Annotated in this window: 18 protein-coding genes and 1 pseudogene; 8 read left to right on the top strand and 11 right to left on the bottom strand. The window is 68.6% G+C overall.

Translation table 11 applies throughout. The features are described from left to right. Positions 1–79: 79 nt before the first annotated feature. Complete coding sequence (mbp1, locus tag OCQ_RS17950; protein ID WP_008258793.1) at positions 80–319, top strand: microaggregate-binding protein 1; 240 nt, start codon at positions 80–82, stop codon at positions 317–319. 190 nt (positions 320–509) lie between these two features. Next, positions 510–1,232 (top strand): winged helix-turn-helix transcriptional regulator, encoded by a 723-nt coding sequence (locus OCQ_RS17955; RefSeq protein ID WP_014385447.1) that lies wholly within the window; start codon positions 510–512, stop codon positions 1,230–1,232. Positions 1,233–1,277: 45 nt separating this feature from the next. Here OCQ_RS17955 and OCQ_RS17960 read toward each other — a convergent pair whose 3' ends face one another. Both OCQ_RS17960 and OCQ_RS17965 read right to left on the bottom strand, forming a co-directional pair. Beyond that, positions 1,278–2,216, bottom strand: a complete 939-nt coding sequence (locus tag OCQ_RS17960; RefSeq protein ID WP_020188526.1) for a lysophospholipid acyltransferase family protein — start codon at positions 2,214–2,216, stop codon at positions 1,278–1,280. 91 nt (positions 2,217–2,307) lie between these two features. Continuing rightward, complete coding sequence (locus OCQ_RS17965) at positions 2,308–2,886, bottom strand: MPT63 family protein (RefSeq protein WP_008258797.1); 579 nt, start codon at positions 2,884–2,886, stop codon at positions 2,308–2,310. 296 nt (positions 2,887–3,182) lie between these two features. On the opposite strand from OCQ_RS17965, the gene OCQ_RS26825 reads away from it, so the two are divergent. The 4 genes from OCQ_RS26825 (at position 3,183) to OCQ_RS17980 (ending at position 5,776) form a co-directional block, all read left to right on the top strand. Then, the gene (locus tag OCQ_RS26825) at positions 3,183–3,359 is read left to right on the top strand and encodes a hypothetical protein (protein WP_167324040.1); all 177 of its coding nucleotides are present in this window, start codon (positions 3,183–3,185) and stop codon (positions 3,357–3,359) included. Between the two features lie 82 nt (positions 3,360–3,441). Then, positions 3,442–4,281: an SDR family oxidoreductase gene (locus OCQ_RS17970; RefSeq protein WP_008258798.1), complete on the top strand. Its 840-nt coding sequence runs from the start codon at positions 3,442–3,444 to the stop codon at positions 4,279–4,281. An 81-nt stretch (positions 4,282–4,362) separates the two neighbouring features. After that, the gene (locus OCQ_RS17975; protein ID WP_014942632.1) at positions 4,363–5,433 is read left to right on the top strand and encodes a YncE family protein; all 1,071 of its coding nucleotides are present in this window, start codon (positions 4,363–4,365) and stop codon (positions 5,431–5,433) included. Between the two features lie 10 nt (positions 5,434–5,443). Continuing rightward, a complete protein-coding gene (locus tag OCQ_RS17980; RefSeq protein WP_014385451.1) occupies positions 5,444–5,776 on the top strand; it encodes a hypothetical protein in 333 nt (110 codons plus the stop codon). On the opposite strand, the gene OCQ_RS17985 is transcribed toward OCQ_RS17980, so the two are convergent. The 5 genes from OCQ_RS17985 to OCQ_RS18005 form a co-directional block, all read right to left on the bottom strand. Beyond that, positions 5,742–6,098, bottom strand: coding sequence for a hypothetical protein (locus tag OCQ_RS17985; RefSeq protein ID WP_009952693.1), 357 nt, complete (start codon positions 6,096–6,098; stop codon positions 5,742–5,744). The genes OCQ_RS17980 and OCQ_RS17985 overlap by 35 nt on opposite strands. 1 nt (position 6,099) lies before the next feature. Beyond that, positions 6,100–7,590, bottom strand: coding sequence for a molybdopterin-dependent oxidoreductase (locus OCQ_RS17990; protein ID WP_041785124.1), 1,491 nt, complete (start codon positions 7,588–7,590; stop codon positions 6,100–6,102). 11 nt (positions 7,591–7,601) lie between these two features. Further along, positions 7,602–8,102 (bottom strand): hypothetical protein, encoded by a 501-nt coding sequence (locus OCQ_RS17995; RefSeq protein WP_014385453.1) that lies wholly within the window; start codon positions 8,100–8,102, stop codon positions 7,602–7,604. Between the two features lie 139 nt (positions 8,103–8,241). Next, positions 8,242–9,420 carry a phosphatidylserine decarboxylase gene (locus tag OCQ_RS18000; protein ID WP_014385454.1) on the bottom strand — a complete coding sequence of 393 codons (1,179 nt, stop codon included), beginning with the start codon at positions 9,418–9,420 and terminating at the stop codon, positions 8,242–8,244. Positions 9,421–9,564: 144 nt separating this feature from the next. After that, on the bottom strand, positions 9,565–9,978 hold the full coding sequence (locus OCQ_RS18005; protein ID WP_014385455.1) for a ChaB family protein: 414 nt from the start codon (positions 9,976–9,978) through the stop codon (positions 9,565–9,567). A gap of 132 nt (positions 9,979–10,110) precedes the next feature. Between OCQ_RS18005 and OCQ_RS18010 the strand changes: the two genes are divergently transcribed. Further along, positions 10,111–10,536, top strand: coding sequence for a MarR family winged helix-turn-helix transcriptional regulator (locus OCQ_RS18010; protein WP_008258807.1), 426 nt, complete (start codon positions 10,111–10,113; stop codon positions 10,534–10,536). Here OCQ_RS18010 and OCQ_RS18015 read toward each other — a convergent pair whose 3' ends face one another. Genes OCQ_RS18015 through rpsB form a run of 3 tightly spaced genes read right to left on the bottom strand, consistent with a single transcriptional unit; the run spans position 10,537 to position 13,648 of the window. Then, positions 10,537–11,940, bottom strand: coding sequence for an amidase (locus OCQ_RS18015; protein WP_014382957.1), 1,404 nt, complete (start codon positions 11,938–11,940; stop codon positions 10,537–10,539). A 31-nt stretch (positions 11,941–11,971) separates the two neighbouring features. Further along, positions 11,972–12,799 carry a translation elongation factor Ts gene (gene tsf, locus OCQ_RS18020; protein ID WP_008258809.1) on the bottom strand — a complete coding sequence of 276 codons (828 nt, stop codon included), beginning with the start codon at positions 12,797–12,799 and terminating at the stop codon, positions 11,972–11,974. A gap of 12 nt (positions 12,800–12,811) precedes the next feature. Then, the gene (gene rpsB, locus OCQ_RS18025; protein ID WP_008258810.1) at positions 12,812–13,648 is read right to left on the bottom strand and encodes a 30S ribosomal protein S2; all 837 of its coding nucleotides are present in this window, start codon (positions 13,646–13,648) and stop codon (positions 12,812–12,814) included. Positions 13,649–13,987: 339 nt separating this feature from the next. Between rpsB and OCQ_RS18030 the strand changes: the two are divergent. Then, positions 13,988–14,443: pseudogene (locus tag OCQ_RS18030) on the top strand (M23 family metallopeptidase); the annotation flags it as partial. Between the two features lie 231 nt (positions 14,444–14,674). Here the strand turns inward: OCQ_RS18030 and OCQ_RS18035 are convergent. Continuing rightward, complete coding sequence (locus OCQ_RS18035) at positions 14,675–15,571, bottom strand: tyrosine recombinase XerC (RefSeq protein WP_008258813.1); 897 nt, start codon at positions 15,569–15,571, stop codon at positions 14,675–14,677. Positions 15,572–15,588: the final 17 nt, after the last annotated feature.

Raw genomic sequence — 15,588 nt, forward strand, 5'->3', positions numbered from 1 at the left:
TCGCCGTATGACCGGATCGATCGCTCGCGATCGTTGAGCGTGGATCGCTCACAGTACGCCAACGAGGAGGAACGGATCCATGGCGGAAGAAAACAAGTCGGGACCCGCTGAAGCGGTGAAGGGCGTCGTCGAGGACGTCAAGGGTAAGGCCAAGGAGGCCGTAGGCGCGGTGGCCGGTCGCGATGACCTGACCCGTGAGGGCCAGGCGCAGCAGGACAAGGCCGAAGCGCAGCGTGACGCGGCGAAGAAGGAAGCCGAGGCGGAAGCCGCGCGTGGCGGCGCCGAGGCGGCCGAGGAGCGCCAGAAGTCCAACCAGTAGCTTGATGGGAAAGATGGGTCCGGTCCATGAAAATGGGCCGGGCCCATCGACTTTCTCCAGCGCGCCGGCCTGAGTTTGCATAGCTTTGCATAGTTTTCGGCCGAGTGGGTAAACAGCCCTAGCGCTGCCAGACATCTCGCGCGAGGCGCCTACGGACCGGGGGGAACGCAGGGACCTCACGAGGTTGGAGATGTCGTTGGACAGGTCGATGGACATTGTGGTGCTCACCGACGAGGCTGATTTCGAATCGGCCTTACCGGATTTGACCACGTTCGCGCTCCCGGCGCGCGTGGCGCTGACCGCCCACACCGACGGTCATTGCGCCACCGCCGACGTGGCGATCGTCGACGCGCGCAGCAATATGCCTGCGGCCCAGGCGGTTAGCCGCCGACTGGCGGCGCAGAACCCCGCTACCGCGGTGGTGGCCCTGGTGAGGCCGGCGGATTGCGCCGCGGTCGACACCGATGGCAATTTCGACGACGTGATGCTGCCCGGCACCGGCGCGGACGAGCTGCGGGCGCGGTTGCGGCTGGCGGTCGGCCGCCGCCGCGGCACCGCCGACGGCATCTTGAAGTTCGGCGACCTCCGCCTGCACCCGGCGAGCTTCACCGCGTCGCTGGACGGCCACGACCTGACTCTGACCCTGACCGAGTTCAGATTGCTGAGTTTCCTTGTGCTGCATGCCGGCCAGGCCTTCACGCGCACCCGATTGATGCGGGAGGCGTGCGGCTATGACAGCAACAGCCGGGCCCGCACGGTCGACGTCCACATCCGGCGACTGCGCGCCAAGCTCGGCACCCGGCACGAATTCGTGATCGGCACCGTCCGCGGGGTCGGTTACCGGGCGCCCACGCCCCCGCAACCGGAGTGGGTGCTCGCCGATCCGGCGCTGACACCCACGCGGGCAACCTGATCCACGACGCCCTCATCGACGTGGCCGCAACGGTTTTCGCGGCCGTCACCCGAAGAACGGGAAGGCGCGCTTGCGCGCCAGCGCGTCCATGCCCTCCTGGATGGAATCCTGCACTTCGTGGTATTTGCGGTCGATGTATTCCTCGTCGTCCGCCCGCGCGGGGTCGTGGTCGAGTTCCACGGCGGGCATGAAGCGCGTCCTGATCTTGGCCGGCAGCGGCAGTTGGGGCAGCGCCGCCGGGGCGATCCCCCACGGCAGCGAGATCGCCAGCGGGAACACCTTGAGCCGCAGTAACCGGTCCAGTTGCAAGGCTTTTGACAGCCGGTCGCCGCGGATCAGCACGGGCATCGCGTCGGCCCCGCCGACGGTGGCGATGGGCACGATCGGCACCCCGGCCCGGATCGCCATCTTGACGAAGCCCGTCCGCCCGGCGAGGTTGGCCCGATCGCGCTCCGTCCATGGGCGCAGCGAGTCCACTTCCCCACCCGGCCACAGCGCGACGTCACGCCCTTCGGCCAGGGCGGTGGCGATCGCGTCCGGGGCGGCCGGGAGCACCCCCATCGACCGGAAGTAGCGCCCGAACAACGGGATTGCCATCAACGCGTCATGGGCGGTGCCGTGCAGCGGCCGGTCCTGGCCGAACCGTCGCCACCATTGCAGACCAACCGTCCAGGCGTCCCACACGAACGGGGCCCCGGAGTGGATCCCGACCAGCAGCGCCGGCGGTGCTTCCGGAATGTTCTCCCAGCCGTCGATCTCCATCCGAAACCAATAGTCCACCAGCACATTCCACAAATACTTCTGTCGCTGCAGGGCGGCCTCGTCCTGGCCGGACAGATCCCAGCGGCCGGCGCGCTCGGCGACCCAGCCGCTCAGCCCGCCGCTGTGTTCGCTGCGCCGCTCGTCCATCGCCGCTCGCGTTCGCTCGGCGTTGCGTTGCGCTTGTTTGCGCACGCTCGCCGGCCTGTGGTCCGGATTACTCATGAATGCCGGGTACCCGGTTCACCCGCGCCCGATTCGTCGGGACGCAAAAACTCCCCGCACCACGGGGGTGCGGGGAGTTTTGCCGGCCGGATCAGGCGCTGGGCGCCGGCGCCGGCGGGGCACCGGGTGCCGGGCTGTTCGGCGCGCCGGGCGCCGGGCTGTTGATCGTCCCGGACGCGGAGCCGCCCTCCATGTTCGACGTCCAGATCAGGACGTCTTGCATGCCGTCGTTGTAGACGACGCCGTTGGGGGGCGCGCCGGTCACGTCGAAGTACAGCGTGCCGGTCGACTCGCTGCCCTGCGGGATCGGCGCGGGGCTGAGCCCGTTCGGGGTCCCGACCTTGTCGATCACCCGGTAATTCTGACCGTTGGGTCCGCGGGCGATGAAGTCGTTGACCATCGGGGTCACGAGGCCGGCCTCCGACCGGGCGCTGATGTCCGCCTGGTAGAGCGTGCCCTTGGGCGTGTAGCCCGGGATGGTGACATTGCTCGGCTGCAGGTTGCTCACGGTGTAATTGGTGATCAGGGCGCCGTCCACGAGCTGTTCGCTGGTGCCGAATCCCTGAATGTTGGGCGGCGGCGAAGCCAAAGCCGGCGCCGCGGCGAAAACGCCCGCGGCCGCAATCCCGGCGGCGGCAACTGTCTTAATGGCCGTCTTGGTGACCTTCATTCTTCATTCCTTTCGTCGCACACAAACGCCCCCCGTCAAGGGCATGCAGATATACGCAGCGAAATAGCCATGCGGCTCCGGCTTTAAACATCTACCCGCGCCGCACGCCAATAATCGGGTCCATTAGCTGGTGAAATGCGGGTGTTTTCGCCGACGACATCTTTGGTAACAGAACACAACATCCGCATCACCGCTAACACCCGCCGCGCGCCCCGATTAAGCCGTGCGCCGCCGGGTAACCGGTGCGCGAAGGCGTTCTGAGCACAGGCCGAGACATCCGCGAAGGGGGCGATCGCGTGCAACGTGGCAACTCCAAGCACAGCTCACGGGAAGACGACGAGCTCAAGCACGAACTGGAGGGCACGGTCCGCGGCAATCGGTCCAGCCGTAGCGAGGAGTGGCGGGACCCGGAGCCGCCGGCCGACGACGATCCGGACGTTCCGGCCGCCGGCCCAACCCGTCGCGAATCGTAAAGCGGGAAGCGGCGCCGGCGTTTGCCCGGGCCGGCTTCTCCAATGACATGGCCAACTTTCGAGCGAGGCAAAGGAAATCAAGATGGGCTTTACCGCGCAACAACAATCCGTCCCGGGCGTGCAGGCCCAGATGGATCCAATTCCCGATTGTGGTGAAAACACTTACCAGGGCTCGGGAAAACTCCTCGGCAAAAAGGCGATCATCACCGGCGGCGACAGCGGCATCGGGCGTGCGGTCGCGATCGCCTTCGCGCGCGAGGGCGCCGACGTGCTGATCGCGTACCTCAACGAGGACGACGACGCGCGCGACGTGGCCCGCTACGTCACCAACGCCGGACGCAAGTGCGTGCTGGTGCCCGGTGACCTCTCCGACGCCGCCCACTGCCGCGCCGTCGTGGACCGGGCGGTGCAGGAATTGGGCGGCGTGGACATCCTGGTCAACAACGCCGCGTATCAGATGATGCGCAAGAGCCTGGACGAGATCAGCGACGAGGAGTGGGATTACACCTTCCGGCTCAACGTGGGCGCGTATTTCTACCTCGCCAAGGCGGCCCTGCCCTACCTGAACGCCGGCTCGTCGATCATCGGCAGCTCGTCGGTGAACTCCGACAGCCCCAATCCGACCCTGGCGCCCTACGCCGCGACCAAGGCGGCGATCGCCAATTTCTCCGCCAGCTTGGCTCAGCTGTTGGGCGAGAAGGGGATTCGGGTCAACAGCGTGGCGCCGGGTCCGATTTGGACGCCGCTGATCCCGTCGACGATGCCGCCGGACAGCGTGGAGTCCTTCGGCGACAACGTGCCGCTGGGGCGTGCCGGCCAGCCCGCCGAACTCGCCCCGCTCTACGTGCTGCTGGCCTCCGACGACGCGAGCTACATCTCCGGGGCGCGGGTGGCCGTCACGGGCGGGCGGCCGATTCTGTAGGCGGCGATCCCGTCGCGCCCTCTCGCAGGTGTAACGGGCCGCCCGCCGGGGTACAGCCCGGACGGGCGAAACGGCGAAAGGATGGCACCGATCGTGGCCATCGGGAGCGGTCAGCGGCGAAGGTTGCGACGATGGTCGGTCGCGGCGGCCTCCGGGGTCGTGGCGGTAGCGGGATGTTCGGCCCCCGGGTCCTCGCTGGAGAGCGCGCCGGCGGTCAGCGTGGCGACCATCGACGCGGCCCTGCATGACCCGGTCTGGTCCTATCACGACCACGAGTTGCTGGGCCTCACCGACGATCACCGGCTGGCCGCGATCGGCTACGCCGGGCCGGGCACCGCCCATACCCGGCTGTCGGCCCCGATGGGGTCCGGGCGCAACCTGCAGATCAGCCAGAAGGACGACCGCCACGTCTTCGTGCCGCAGCCGGAGCGCGGCAAGGTCGCCGTCGTCGACATCGCGACCCTGCGGCCGGTCGCCGAAATCGACGCCGGCCCCGCGCCTTCCTACCTCGCCGAGGACGCCGGCATGCGGGTGTTGCTGGCGCTCGCCGCGGACGGTTCGTCGGTGACGCCGGTGGACCAGTACGGGTTCCGCAAGCTGCCGACGGCCACCTACGCCGGGGACCCGGCCGACACGATCGACGGGTCCAACCGCGGGCGGCAAATCGAGTACCACCTCTACGGCGCCTCGGGCATCCGCTATTACAAGGGGCCCACGTCGCCGCCCGAAGAACGCGGCTCGCTTCCGATGGCCGTCGCCGTGTGGGCGGGCGACGGAACCCAGGTCACCCGCAGCTATGTGGCCGGGCGCGACGACAAGGTGCTGTACGCGGTCGACTCGCGTCGCGGCGGGGACGGGCTCGAGGTGCTGGCCCGAACCGAGCTGTCGTCGCCGATTCGCTATCTGGGCACCGACGACACGCGCATCTACGCGGCCACCGACCGCGACGTGACGGTGCTGGAAACCGCGAGCTTCACCGGCTTTCCGAACGGGACCATCCGGGTGATCCGCACCCTCGACTACCGGGCGGGATTGCCGTCGGGCCCGGTCGCTTCGGCGCCGCTGTCCGGGATGGCGATCGGGCCCAAGCGGGTGTATCTGACCCTGCGCGGCCAGCCCCACGTGATCAGCGTGGCGAAGCCACGCCTGTGAGGGAGTTCAGATGAGCACCACAGCGCGGCGGCCCGAGCCGATCGGCATCGATGACGACTTCGAGCTGCTCGAGGAGCAGATCGCGGCGCTCAAAGAGCTCGCGCGGCTCGACGACGTTCCCGAAGGGCAGGCCTACGACTTCGGGATCCGTTGGGGGGCAGCGCTCGCCGGGAGGTTCCGCCGGTTGGTGCACTACAGTTGCCTGGGCGTGCTCGACGAGCCCGCCGAACGACGGTTCCAATCCCTATGTGACGACCTGCGTTCCGTGTCGGAGTTGATCGAGAGGTTCGATCTCGCCCGGCCGCGGTTCACCGATACCCCGAGCCACCCCACGTTGCGCTAGCCTGTCTCGCCCTGGCGCGGCTCGCGATGTCCTCGACGTCGGAGATCTCCCGGTAGTCGGACAAAAACTCGTTGGCGGCCAACACGATTCCGGTGCGCGGGGCCGGACAGTCGTCGTTGCGGCACGTCAACGCCACCATGAAGGCGTCGTCGTCCTCGTCGAGGAACAAGAACCCGAGATACAGCGCGTGCCCGACGGCGAAGTCCCTGCCGCCGCAGCCGGCACAGTGTCCGCCCTTGACGGCCACCAGCTCTGAAACTCGTTCGCGCTCAACGCTTTGCAGGTCGATCAGCTCGGGACGCGTTGCCGAAGGGTCGGGCATGTCAGATCTCCACGTCCTTGTCGTAGTGGACGTTGTCCTCGCGCCAGCCCCCAAGGCCGTGGCCGATGCCGGAGTAGTCGTCGATGAACTCGATCTGGTTGATCCACTTCGCCATCTTGAAACCGACCTGGGTCTCCACCCGCAGCCGCAGCGGCGCCCCGTGCTTGATGGGCAGCGGCTTCCCGTTCATCTCGTAGGCCAGCAACGTCTGTGGCTTGTAGGCGAGTTCGAGATCGATCACCTCGTAGAACTGGCCCTCCCCCTCCGCGCTGGGCTCGTCGCGGCCGGTGTCCTGCATGGTCAAAAAGCAGATGTACTTCGCCTGCGGGAGCGGACGCACATGATCGGCGAGTTGGGCCAGCGGAATTCCGCTCCACTGGCCGATGCTGGTCCACCCCTGCACGCAGTTGTGCATCACGCGTTGCGATTGCTGCTCGGCCAGGCCGCGCAGCGCGTCGAGGTCCAGCGTCACCGGGTTTTCCACCAGCCCCCCCACCCGCACGCGCCAATCGACGAAGTTGTGCACGGCCATCACCTTGTACTCGGCGCTGGTCGGCGGCTTGCCGTTGACCCGGTGCTCCTTGGACGTCATCCGCTCGGGGTAGTTCTGCCTCGAATTCAGCGGCCGCAACAGGATTTTGCGGGCGCGGGTAACCACGGCGCCGAGCACGCGGCGCACCTGAACGGGCCGGCGCAGGCTCCACACCGTCGCCGCGACGTGGACGGCGACGATGGCCGCGATGATCACCAGCGACAGGGCGGTGGCCCAACCGATGTTGCGCACGGAACCGAAGATCATCGACGCGGTGAGCTGGCCCCAACTCCAGAAGAAGATCATCGACAGGTGGATGACGATGAACACCACAAACGCGATCAGGCCGAGGAAGTGCAGGCTGCGCGCCCATTGCCGGCCGCCCCACATGCGCACATACCAGGGGAACGCGGCCTCGATGGCCGGTGACTGCGCGGCGCCCGTCAGGATCTGGAACGGCGCCAGCACGAAGATGACCCCGGCGTAGGTCAGCTTCTGGATGGCATCCAGTGGCTCGCCCGGCAGCAGCGGCGGCAGGTTGAAACTCATGTAGGTGACGACGTCGTTCCACGCCTCACCGAAGATCGACCACGACGCCGGCCAGTACCGGTGCCACTGCCCGGTGGCGAACAGCAGGATGTAATACGAGAGGCCGACGAGGATCCAGCCGATCACCGAGAAGAAGTGCCAGTGGCGGCCCATGCCGAGTTTCTTGTGGCCGGGCAACGAGAACAGCGAGCTGTAGTCCTCCTCCTCGTCGAGGGTGTCGTAGAGCTTGTTGACCGGCATTTCCTTGACCGTGAAGCGCGCCCACTCGCTGCCGGGCCTGCTGTCGTCGTGCCAGTACAGCTTCGGGTGCGTGGACAGGATCTCGATGCCGCTGCGGATCACCAGCGTCAGAAAAAGGACATTGAGCCAGTGGTCGATGCGCAGCCACGCCGGATAGTCGAGCACTGTCATGTCGTCACCGTTCAGTCGCGCCAGTTCTGCCGTTGCGGATACGCCACGTTGATGCCGGACAGGACGGTGGTGTGCACGGCGATGAAGGCACCGGCGAACGCCATGGCAAACGTTCCCGGGGCCAGGTCCCACCGCCCGGTCACCGCCACCAGACCCGGCAGGCTGACAAACCGGCTGACCAGATAGATCACCAGGAAGGCCGCGCACACCAGGCTCCCGGCGTACCAGCCCGCTTGCGGCACAAGGGGTTTGGCGGCAAACGCCATCGCGGCGGCGACGGCCAGGCAGGCGGCGATCAGCGCGGCCAGATACACCCAGAAATACAGCGGCAGGCCGGGCCGGGTGGCCGCCAGGTAGGCGTGCACCGCCACCAGGCCCATGAGCAGCGATGTGCCCAACGCGGTTACGGTGCGCGGCAAGTCGAAGGCGACGTAGCCGTTGAGCGTGAGGAGGGGCGAGGACAGCACCTTGTGCCACGCCGTGAGCCACAGTCGCCCCAGGAGACCGGCCATTGCGGCTGACTACCCCGACTGATAGCCCCACAAACGATCGACCGAGGCGACCTCGAACGGCTCGATCCGCACCGTCGGAGAAGCCGCCTTGCCCCCCGCAGGCAGGGCTTTTACCCCTTGGGCGGCGTAATAATCACCCTCACTGCGGGTTTCGCGGCGCGGCGCAGCGCGCCACCGGCGAACCGACCAGCCGGAACTCCTCACTGGTGTCCAGCTGGGGATCGACGCCCTCCTGGAAGAGGATGATGATGTCCGAGCCGCCGAACTGGAAGTACCCGAACTCCTCCCCCTTGGCCATGTGTTTGCCGGGCACCGCGGTGAGGACGACCGACGACACGTGGGCCATGCCCACCGGGATGACCGCCACGATGCCGATGTCGCCGCAATCCGATTGCGAGGTGTCGACGGTGACCACGCCGCGGGTCTGGGAGAACTCGTACCCGCTGCTGGCGCTGTCGCTGGAGGCGAACTCGTGTTCTTCCAGGCCCACCCGCATGAAGACTTTCCCGTTGATCCGGAAGGACTCCTCGACCAGTCCCGCGACGGGCAGGTGATAGCGGTGGTAGGCATGCACCGGCAGCATGTAATGCACGAAGGTGCCGCGGGCGAAGCTCTCGCTGTATTGGCTTCCTTCGATGAGTTGCTTGATGTTGCCGTACTTTTCGTTCTTGACGGTGGTGGCGGGGATGCTCGAGTCGGCAGCGATGTCGTAGGCGTGCTGGTATTTGCAGTCGGCCGGTGAGGTCACCACCAGGTTGGTGGTCGGCTCGGCGATCGGGCGCAGCCCTCCGTTGATTTCCCGCGCGATGAATTGGTTGGCGGTCAGCCATCCGCTGGGCGCGTTCGGGACGCCGTCGACCAGCGACTCATGGATGCGGTACTCCGGCGCGTTGTCGATGAACGACTGCAGGGCTTCGGGGCTGAACGACTCCGGCGTGTCCAGGAAATTCCCCCACTGCCGGGCGAAGTCCGTCAGCCATTCCCGAAAGACACCGGAGCCCTGGGCCGGCTCGTCGCCCTGGTCGACCAGGAAGTAGAAGTGCGCCATGCGATCGCTGACCTCTTGAGCCTGCCGCTTTTCGTTCTTCCAGGCGTCCGCGTCCGACTCGTGGGGCACCCATCGGAGGAAGCGCTTCAGGTAGGCCTCGTACTCGCCGATGTCGCGCGGCCACTCGAGCGCCTCGTACAGCTCCGGGTTCAGCTCGGATTCGGCCCGCCCGCGCGCCTTTTGCAAAGACCGCTCGAGCCGATCCGCGAGACCGGGCTCGTTGTTGAGCGTGTCGCGCAGATTGTGGATGACGGAATCCGGCTCGCTCATGTCACTGCTCCCTGGTGTCGTCTGTGCGCGAACGCTTCGCGACCACGGGCAGTCACGTACCCGCGGACTCGGGCGGCAAACGGCGCCGCATCGCCGCGGTGCGCACGCGAACGCAAAGGACCGCGGGGAGTTGGCGATTCCCGCTCAGCGTCCGCGGACGCGGCGATTGTGCTTCTTGATCGCGTCGACCAACTCCGCTTTGTTCATCGTCGATCGGCCCGGAACTTCGAGCCGGCGCGCCACGTCGAGCAGATGCTTTTTGCTGGCGTTGGCGTCGACGCCCTCGGCCGACTCGCCGGACGGTCGCAGCCCGCCACGCTCGGCGCGCTCGTCGGACGGCCCCTTCTTCTCCTTGGGTTCCCAGTGGTCGCCGACCTTTTCGAAACTGTGCTTGACGGCGGCGTAAGCCACCCGGTGGGCCCGTTCCTCGCTGCCGTACTGGTCGGCGGCCGCGTCGTGGGATTTCGCGAACGTGCGTTGCGCTTTGGCGTCGGAACGCCGCAAAGTGCTGGGCAGTTCGCTCTTCTTGGGCGCTCCGCCTTTCGTCGTCTTCGGCATCGAACCTCCTCGTGCGCCAAAAGCGGTGCGGGAAACCTGTTACCGCCGGTCGGTTACCCCGTTGCGGGCCGGGCAATCGCGGTCCGGGAAATGTGCGCCGTGACCAGGCGGACATATGTCAACATGGTTGACATGAATCAGGACGACGCCCCGCTTGGCTATCTGCTGTACCGGGTGGGGACGGTGTTGCGGCCGGAGGTTGCCGCGGTGCTGAGTCCGTTGGACCTGGCCCTGCCCGAATTCGTTTGCCTGCGCATCCTTTCGATGCACCCGGGGATGTCGAGCGCCGAGCTGTCCCGCCACGCGGGCGTCACCCCGCAGGCGATGAACACGGTGCTGCGCAAGCTGGAGGACGTCGGTGCGGTGGAGCGGCCTTCGTCGGTGTCGTCGGGGCGGGCGCTGCCGGCCAACCTGACCGGCGCGGGCCGCGCCCTGCTCAAGCGCGCCGAAGCGGCGGTGCGCGGCGCCGACGCCCGGATCCTGAGCAAGCTCACCGAGACGCAGCAGCGCGAATTCAAAAGGATGCTCGAAAAACTCGGGTCCGACGAGCAGGCCTGATCACCCGGCCTGGATCCGCGCCCACGGCCGGGCCTCTTCGAGTTCGTAGGCGAGTTCGAGCAGCAGCGACTCCTGCCCCATACCGGTCGACAGCATCATGCCGACCGGCATGCCGTGGGCGGATTGGGCCAACGGCAGCGAGATCGCCGGTTCGCCGGTCACGTTGTGCAGCGGGGTGAACGACACCCACTCGATCAGCCGGTTGATGACCTGCTGATAGTCGGTCGGCGCCAGGAACCCGATGCGGGGCGTCTCGTCGGCCAGGGTCGGCGTGAGCACCGCGTCGTAGGTGCCGTAGAACCGCGCGGTGCGCCGCCGCGCCCCGCGCAGGCGCATGATCGCCGCCGGGAGCCGGTGCAGGTGGCGGCCGGTGTGTCGCATGAGGCCCAGCGTCAGGCAGTCGAGCTTGGCGCGGTCGAACGTCTCGCCGAACATGTGCCGTCCGCCGCGCACCTGGGCCAGCGCCAAAAATCCCCAATACAGCACGAAGTCGTCGACGAAACTGGCCGCCACCGGCGGTTCGTCGACGTGTTCGACGCGGTGGCCCAGCTCTTCGAGCAGGCCCGCGGATTTCAGCGTCAGCTCCCGCACCGCGGGGCTGCACTCGCGCTGGATCGAGCGGGTCAACACCGCGATCCGCAGCCGCTGCCGGCCGGGCCCGGTGACGTCCCCGACCGGGGCCAGCTTGGGGTTACGCCAGATCCGCTCGGCCTCCCGGTAGAACGCCGCGGTGTCGCGCACCGAACGGGTCACCACGCCGTTGACGACGACGCCGACCGGCATCCGGCGCAGCACCGCGTCCAGGGGCAACCGCCCGCGCGACGGTTTGAGGCCGACGAGCCCGTTGCAGGACGCCGGGATGCGGATCGAGCCGCCGCCGTCGTTGGCGTGCGCGATCGGCACCACACCGGCGGCGACGAAGGCGCCCGACCCCGATGAGGATGCGCCGGCGCTGTATTCGGTGTCCCACGGGTTGCGGACCGGGCCCAGCCGCGGGTGTTCGGCCGACGCGCTGAAACCGAATTCCGAGAGCTGCGTCTTGCCCAGCGAGGTCATCCCGGTGGCCAGGTACAGCTTCGTGAACACGCTGTCGGCGACGGCGTCGCGGCGTGTCCACGCGTCGGTGCCGTGCATCGTGGGCTGCCCGGCGACGTCGACGTTGTCCTTGATGAACGTCGGGACGCCGGAAAAATAGCCGTCGGCCGCCTGCTCGGCGGCCGCACGCGCTTGCCGAAAACCCGCGTACGCCAACCCGTTCAGGGCCGGGTCGACGGCTTCGGTGCGGGCGATCGCCGCCTCGACCGCCTCGGCCCTGCCGACGCGTCCGGAGCGGATGGCCTCGGCGAGCCCGACCGCGTCGAGATCGCCGAGGGCGTCGTCGCCGAACGCGTGCACGTGCCGCATAGCAGTGACGCTAGCCGCTCACGCGCGCCGGCTACGCCTGACCCACCTCGAAGCGCACGAACCGCGTCACCGTCACACCGGCGTCGTCGAGCAGGGCCTTGACCGTCTTCTTGCTGTCGGACACCGACGGCTGCTCGAGCAGCACGGCGTCCTTGAAGAAGCCGTTCAACCGGCCCTCGACGATCTTGGGCAGGGCCTGCTCCGGCTTGCCCTCCGCCTTGGCGGTTTCCTCGGCGATGCGGCGCTCGCTGGCCACCACGTCCTCGGGCACGTCGTCGCGGGACAGGTAGCGGGCCTTGAGCGCGGCGATCTGCAGGGCGACCGCGTGCGCGGCCTCCTTGTCGGAGCCCTGGTACTCGACCAGCACGCCCACCGCCGGGGGCAGGTCCGCCGCCCGCCGGTGCAGGTACGCCTCGACGGTGCCGTCGAAGTTCGCGACCCGGCGCAGCTCCAACTTCTCGCCGATCTTGGCCGACAGCTCGGCGATCGCCTGCTCGACGGTCTTGGTACCCGAGGTTTGGTCAATAGAAGAAGCCTTGAGCGCGTCGACGTCGGCGGCCTTCGACGACACGGCCGCGGCCACGATCTGGTCGGCCAGCGCCTGGAACTCCGCGTTCTTGGCCACGAAGTCGGTCTCGCTGTTCAACTCGATGAGCGCGCCGCCCTGGGTGGCGACCAGACCCTCGGCCGTCGCCCGCTCGGCGCGCTTGCCGACGTCCTTGGCGCCCTTGATCCGGAGCGCCTCGACGGCCTTGTCGAAGTCGCCGTCGCTTTCGGCCAGCGCGTTCTTGCAGTCGAGCATGCCGGCACCGGTGAGTTCCCGAAGCCGCTTGACGTCGGCAGCGGTGAAGTTCGCCAATGTTCCGCCTTCCTAGGAGGATTCAGTGGTGGTTGGTTCGGGGGTGCCCGCAGCGGCGTCGGTGGGGGCGCTGGCAGCAGCGGAGGCCAGCAGCTCCTGCTCCCATTCGGGCAGCGGCTCGGCGGCCTCGGCCTCGGGCTTGCCGTCGCCGCGGCCGACCCCGGCGCGGGCCTGCAGGCCCTCGGCGACGGCGGAGGCGATGACCTTGGTCAGCAACGCGGCCGACCGGATCGCGTCGTCGTTGCCCGGGATCGGGTAGTCGACCTCGTCGGGGTCGCAGTTGGTGTCCAGGATCGCGATGACCGGGATGCCGAGCTTGCGGGCCTCGCCGACGGCGATGTGCTCCTTGTTGGTGTCGACGACCCAGATGGCCGACGGCACCTTGGCCATGTCGCGGATACCGCCAAGGCTGCGGTCCAGCTTGTTCTTCTCGCGGGTCAGCATCAAGATTTCCTTCTTGGTGCGGCCCTCGAAGCCACCGGTCTGCTCCATCGCCTCGAGCTCCTTGAGGCGCTGCAGCCGCTTGTGCACGGTGGAGAAGTTGGTCAGCATGCCGCCCAGCCAGCGCTGGTTGACGTAGGGCATGCCGACGCGGGTCGCCTCGGCGGCGACGGATTCCTGCGCCTGCTTCTTGGTGCCGACGAACAGGACGGTGCCGCCGTGGGCGACGGTCTCCTTGACGAACTCGTACGCCTGGTCGATGAAGGTCAGCGTCTGCTGCAGGTCGATGATGTAGATGCCGTTGCGGTCGGTGAAGATGAACCGCTTCATCTTGGGATTCCACCGGCGGGTCTGGTGCCCGAAGTGGGTGCCGCTGTCGAGCAGCTGCTTCATGGTTACGACGGCCATGGTTGTGCCTTACTTGTGTCGGTTGTCGCCTGGCATCGGGTGAAGCCGGGCCCTGGCGCCTGCTGCGATGCCGGACCCGTCCGGAAAATCCGGTCGGGACCGCCCGGCACGCGATTGCGTTCTCCTCGTGGAACCGGAGACGCGATGCGGACGCGCGAAGTCAGCCCGCGGACGAGCTGCGACCAGCAGTTTACACCGGTTCGGCGGGTGCTTTTGCCACGCTTCCCCAGGCGGCGTCGCCGTCCACAGTGCCGGTGCGGCCGGGTGGCGTGGCCGGGCGGGCCGCGCTGAACTGCCTGGATGCGGTGGATGGCGCTGACGTTGGGTGCGGCCCTGGTCAGCGCGGTGCCGGCGGCGGCCGACGACGATCGCCTGGACTGGCCGTTGCGCCCGCCGCCGGCCGTCACCCGGGCGTTCGATGCCCCCGTGCAGGATTGGCATCCCGGCCACCGCGGTGTGGACCTGGCCGGCGCCGCCGGTCAGCCGGTGTACGCGGCGGGCGCGGCCACCGTGGTCTTCGCCGGGCTGCTGGCGGGGCGGCCGGTGGTGTCGCTGGCGCATCCCGGGGGCTTGCGCACCAGCTACGAGCCGGTGTGGGCGGCCGTGCGGGCCGGGCAGTCGGTGGCGGCCGGGACCGTGATCGGGACGTTGATGGCCGGCCACCCGGGGTGCCGGGTCGCGGCGTGTTTGCACTGGGGCGCGATGTGGGGTCCGGCGTCGGGGGCCCACTATGTCGATCCGCTGGGCCTGCTGAGGTCGACGCCGATCCGGCTCAAGCCGCTGCGGCCGCCGGGCGACGCCGCGCAACATGGGTAACAGGCGCCACACGCGTCGCTGCGCGGGTGGACAGGCGTTGCGCCCACCTCCGAGCGACAATCTCGGGCGGCCCCATGACCTGCGAAAACGTGTTGTCGCTCGGAGGTGGGCACTCGCAGTGCGCCCTCCGCCAGCGCCTGGTGTGGCCGATGGGACTGGTGCGACGCGACGTGTGACGACGCCGGCCCGTCGCCCGGGCCGCGGCGGCGCTCAGGCGCGGGGGTGGGCTTGGTCGTGCACGGCGCGCAGCCGGGACACCGCGACGTGGGTGTAGAGCTGCGTGGTCGCCAGGCTGGAATGGCCGAGCAGCTCCTGGACGACGCGCAGGTCGGCGCCCCCTTCGAGGAGGTGTGTGGCCGCACTGTGCCGCAGGCCGTGCGGACCCATGTCCGGCGCGCCGTCCACCGCGGCGACGGTCTGGTGCACCACCGTGCGGGCCTGGCGAACGTCGATCCGGCGTCCCCGCGCGCCCAGCAGCAGCGCCGGGCCCGACGCGGCGTTCACCAGGGCGGGACGCCCGTCGGCCAGCCACGCGTCGAGCGCCTCGGCGGCCGGCGCCCCGAACGGCACGCTGCGCTGCTTGTTGCCCTTGCCCAGCACGCGGACCAGCCGATGCCGGGTGTCCACGTCGTCGATGTCCAGGCCGCACAGCTCGCTGACGCGGATCCCGGTGGCATACAGCATCTCGACGATGAGCCGGTCCCGCAGGGCCATCGGCTCACCTTGCTGCGCACCGGATTTGGCGGCGGCCAGGGCGTCGAGGGCCTGGTCCTGGCGCAGCACCGCGGGCAGGGTGCGGTGCGCCTTGGGAACCTGAAGCCGCGCGGCCGGATCCGTGTCCAGCAGGCCACGCCGGACGGCCCAGGCGGTGAACGCCTTGACCGCCGAGGTGCGCCGGGCCAGTGTCGTGCGGGCGACGCCGGCCGCGGCCGCGGCGGACAACCACGAGCGCAGCAGCGGCAGGCTCAACCCGTCCAGGCCGACGCCGCGCTCCGCCGCGAACGCGAGCAGCGAGCGCAGGTCGCCCAGGTAGGCGCGGCGGGTGTGCGCCGAACGCAGGCACTGCAAATCCAGGTATTCGTCGAACTCCTCGAGGATCGCCTGCACTCCCCCACGGTCGCAGG

The sequence above is a fragment of the Mycobacterium paraintracellulare genome (genome assembly GCF_000276825.1).
In the GTDB taxonomy this organism is placed as follows: domain Bacteria; phylum Actinomycetota; class Actinomycetes; order Mycobacteriales; family Mycobacteriaceae; genus Mycobacterium; species Mycobacterium intracellulare.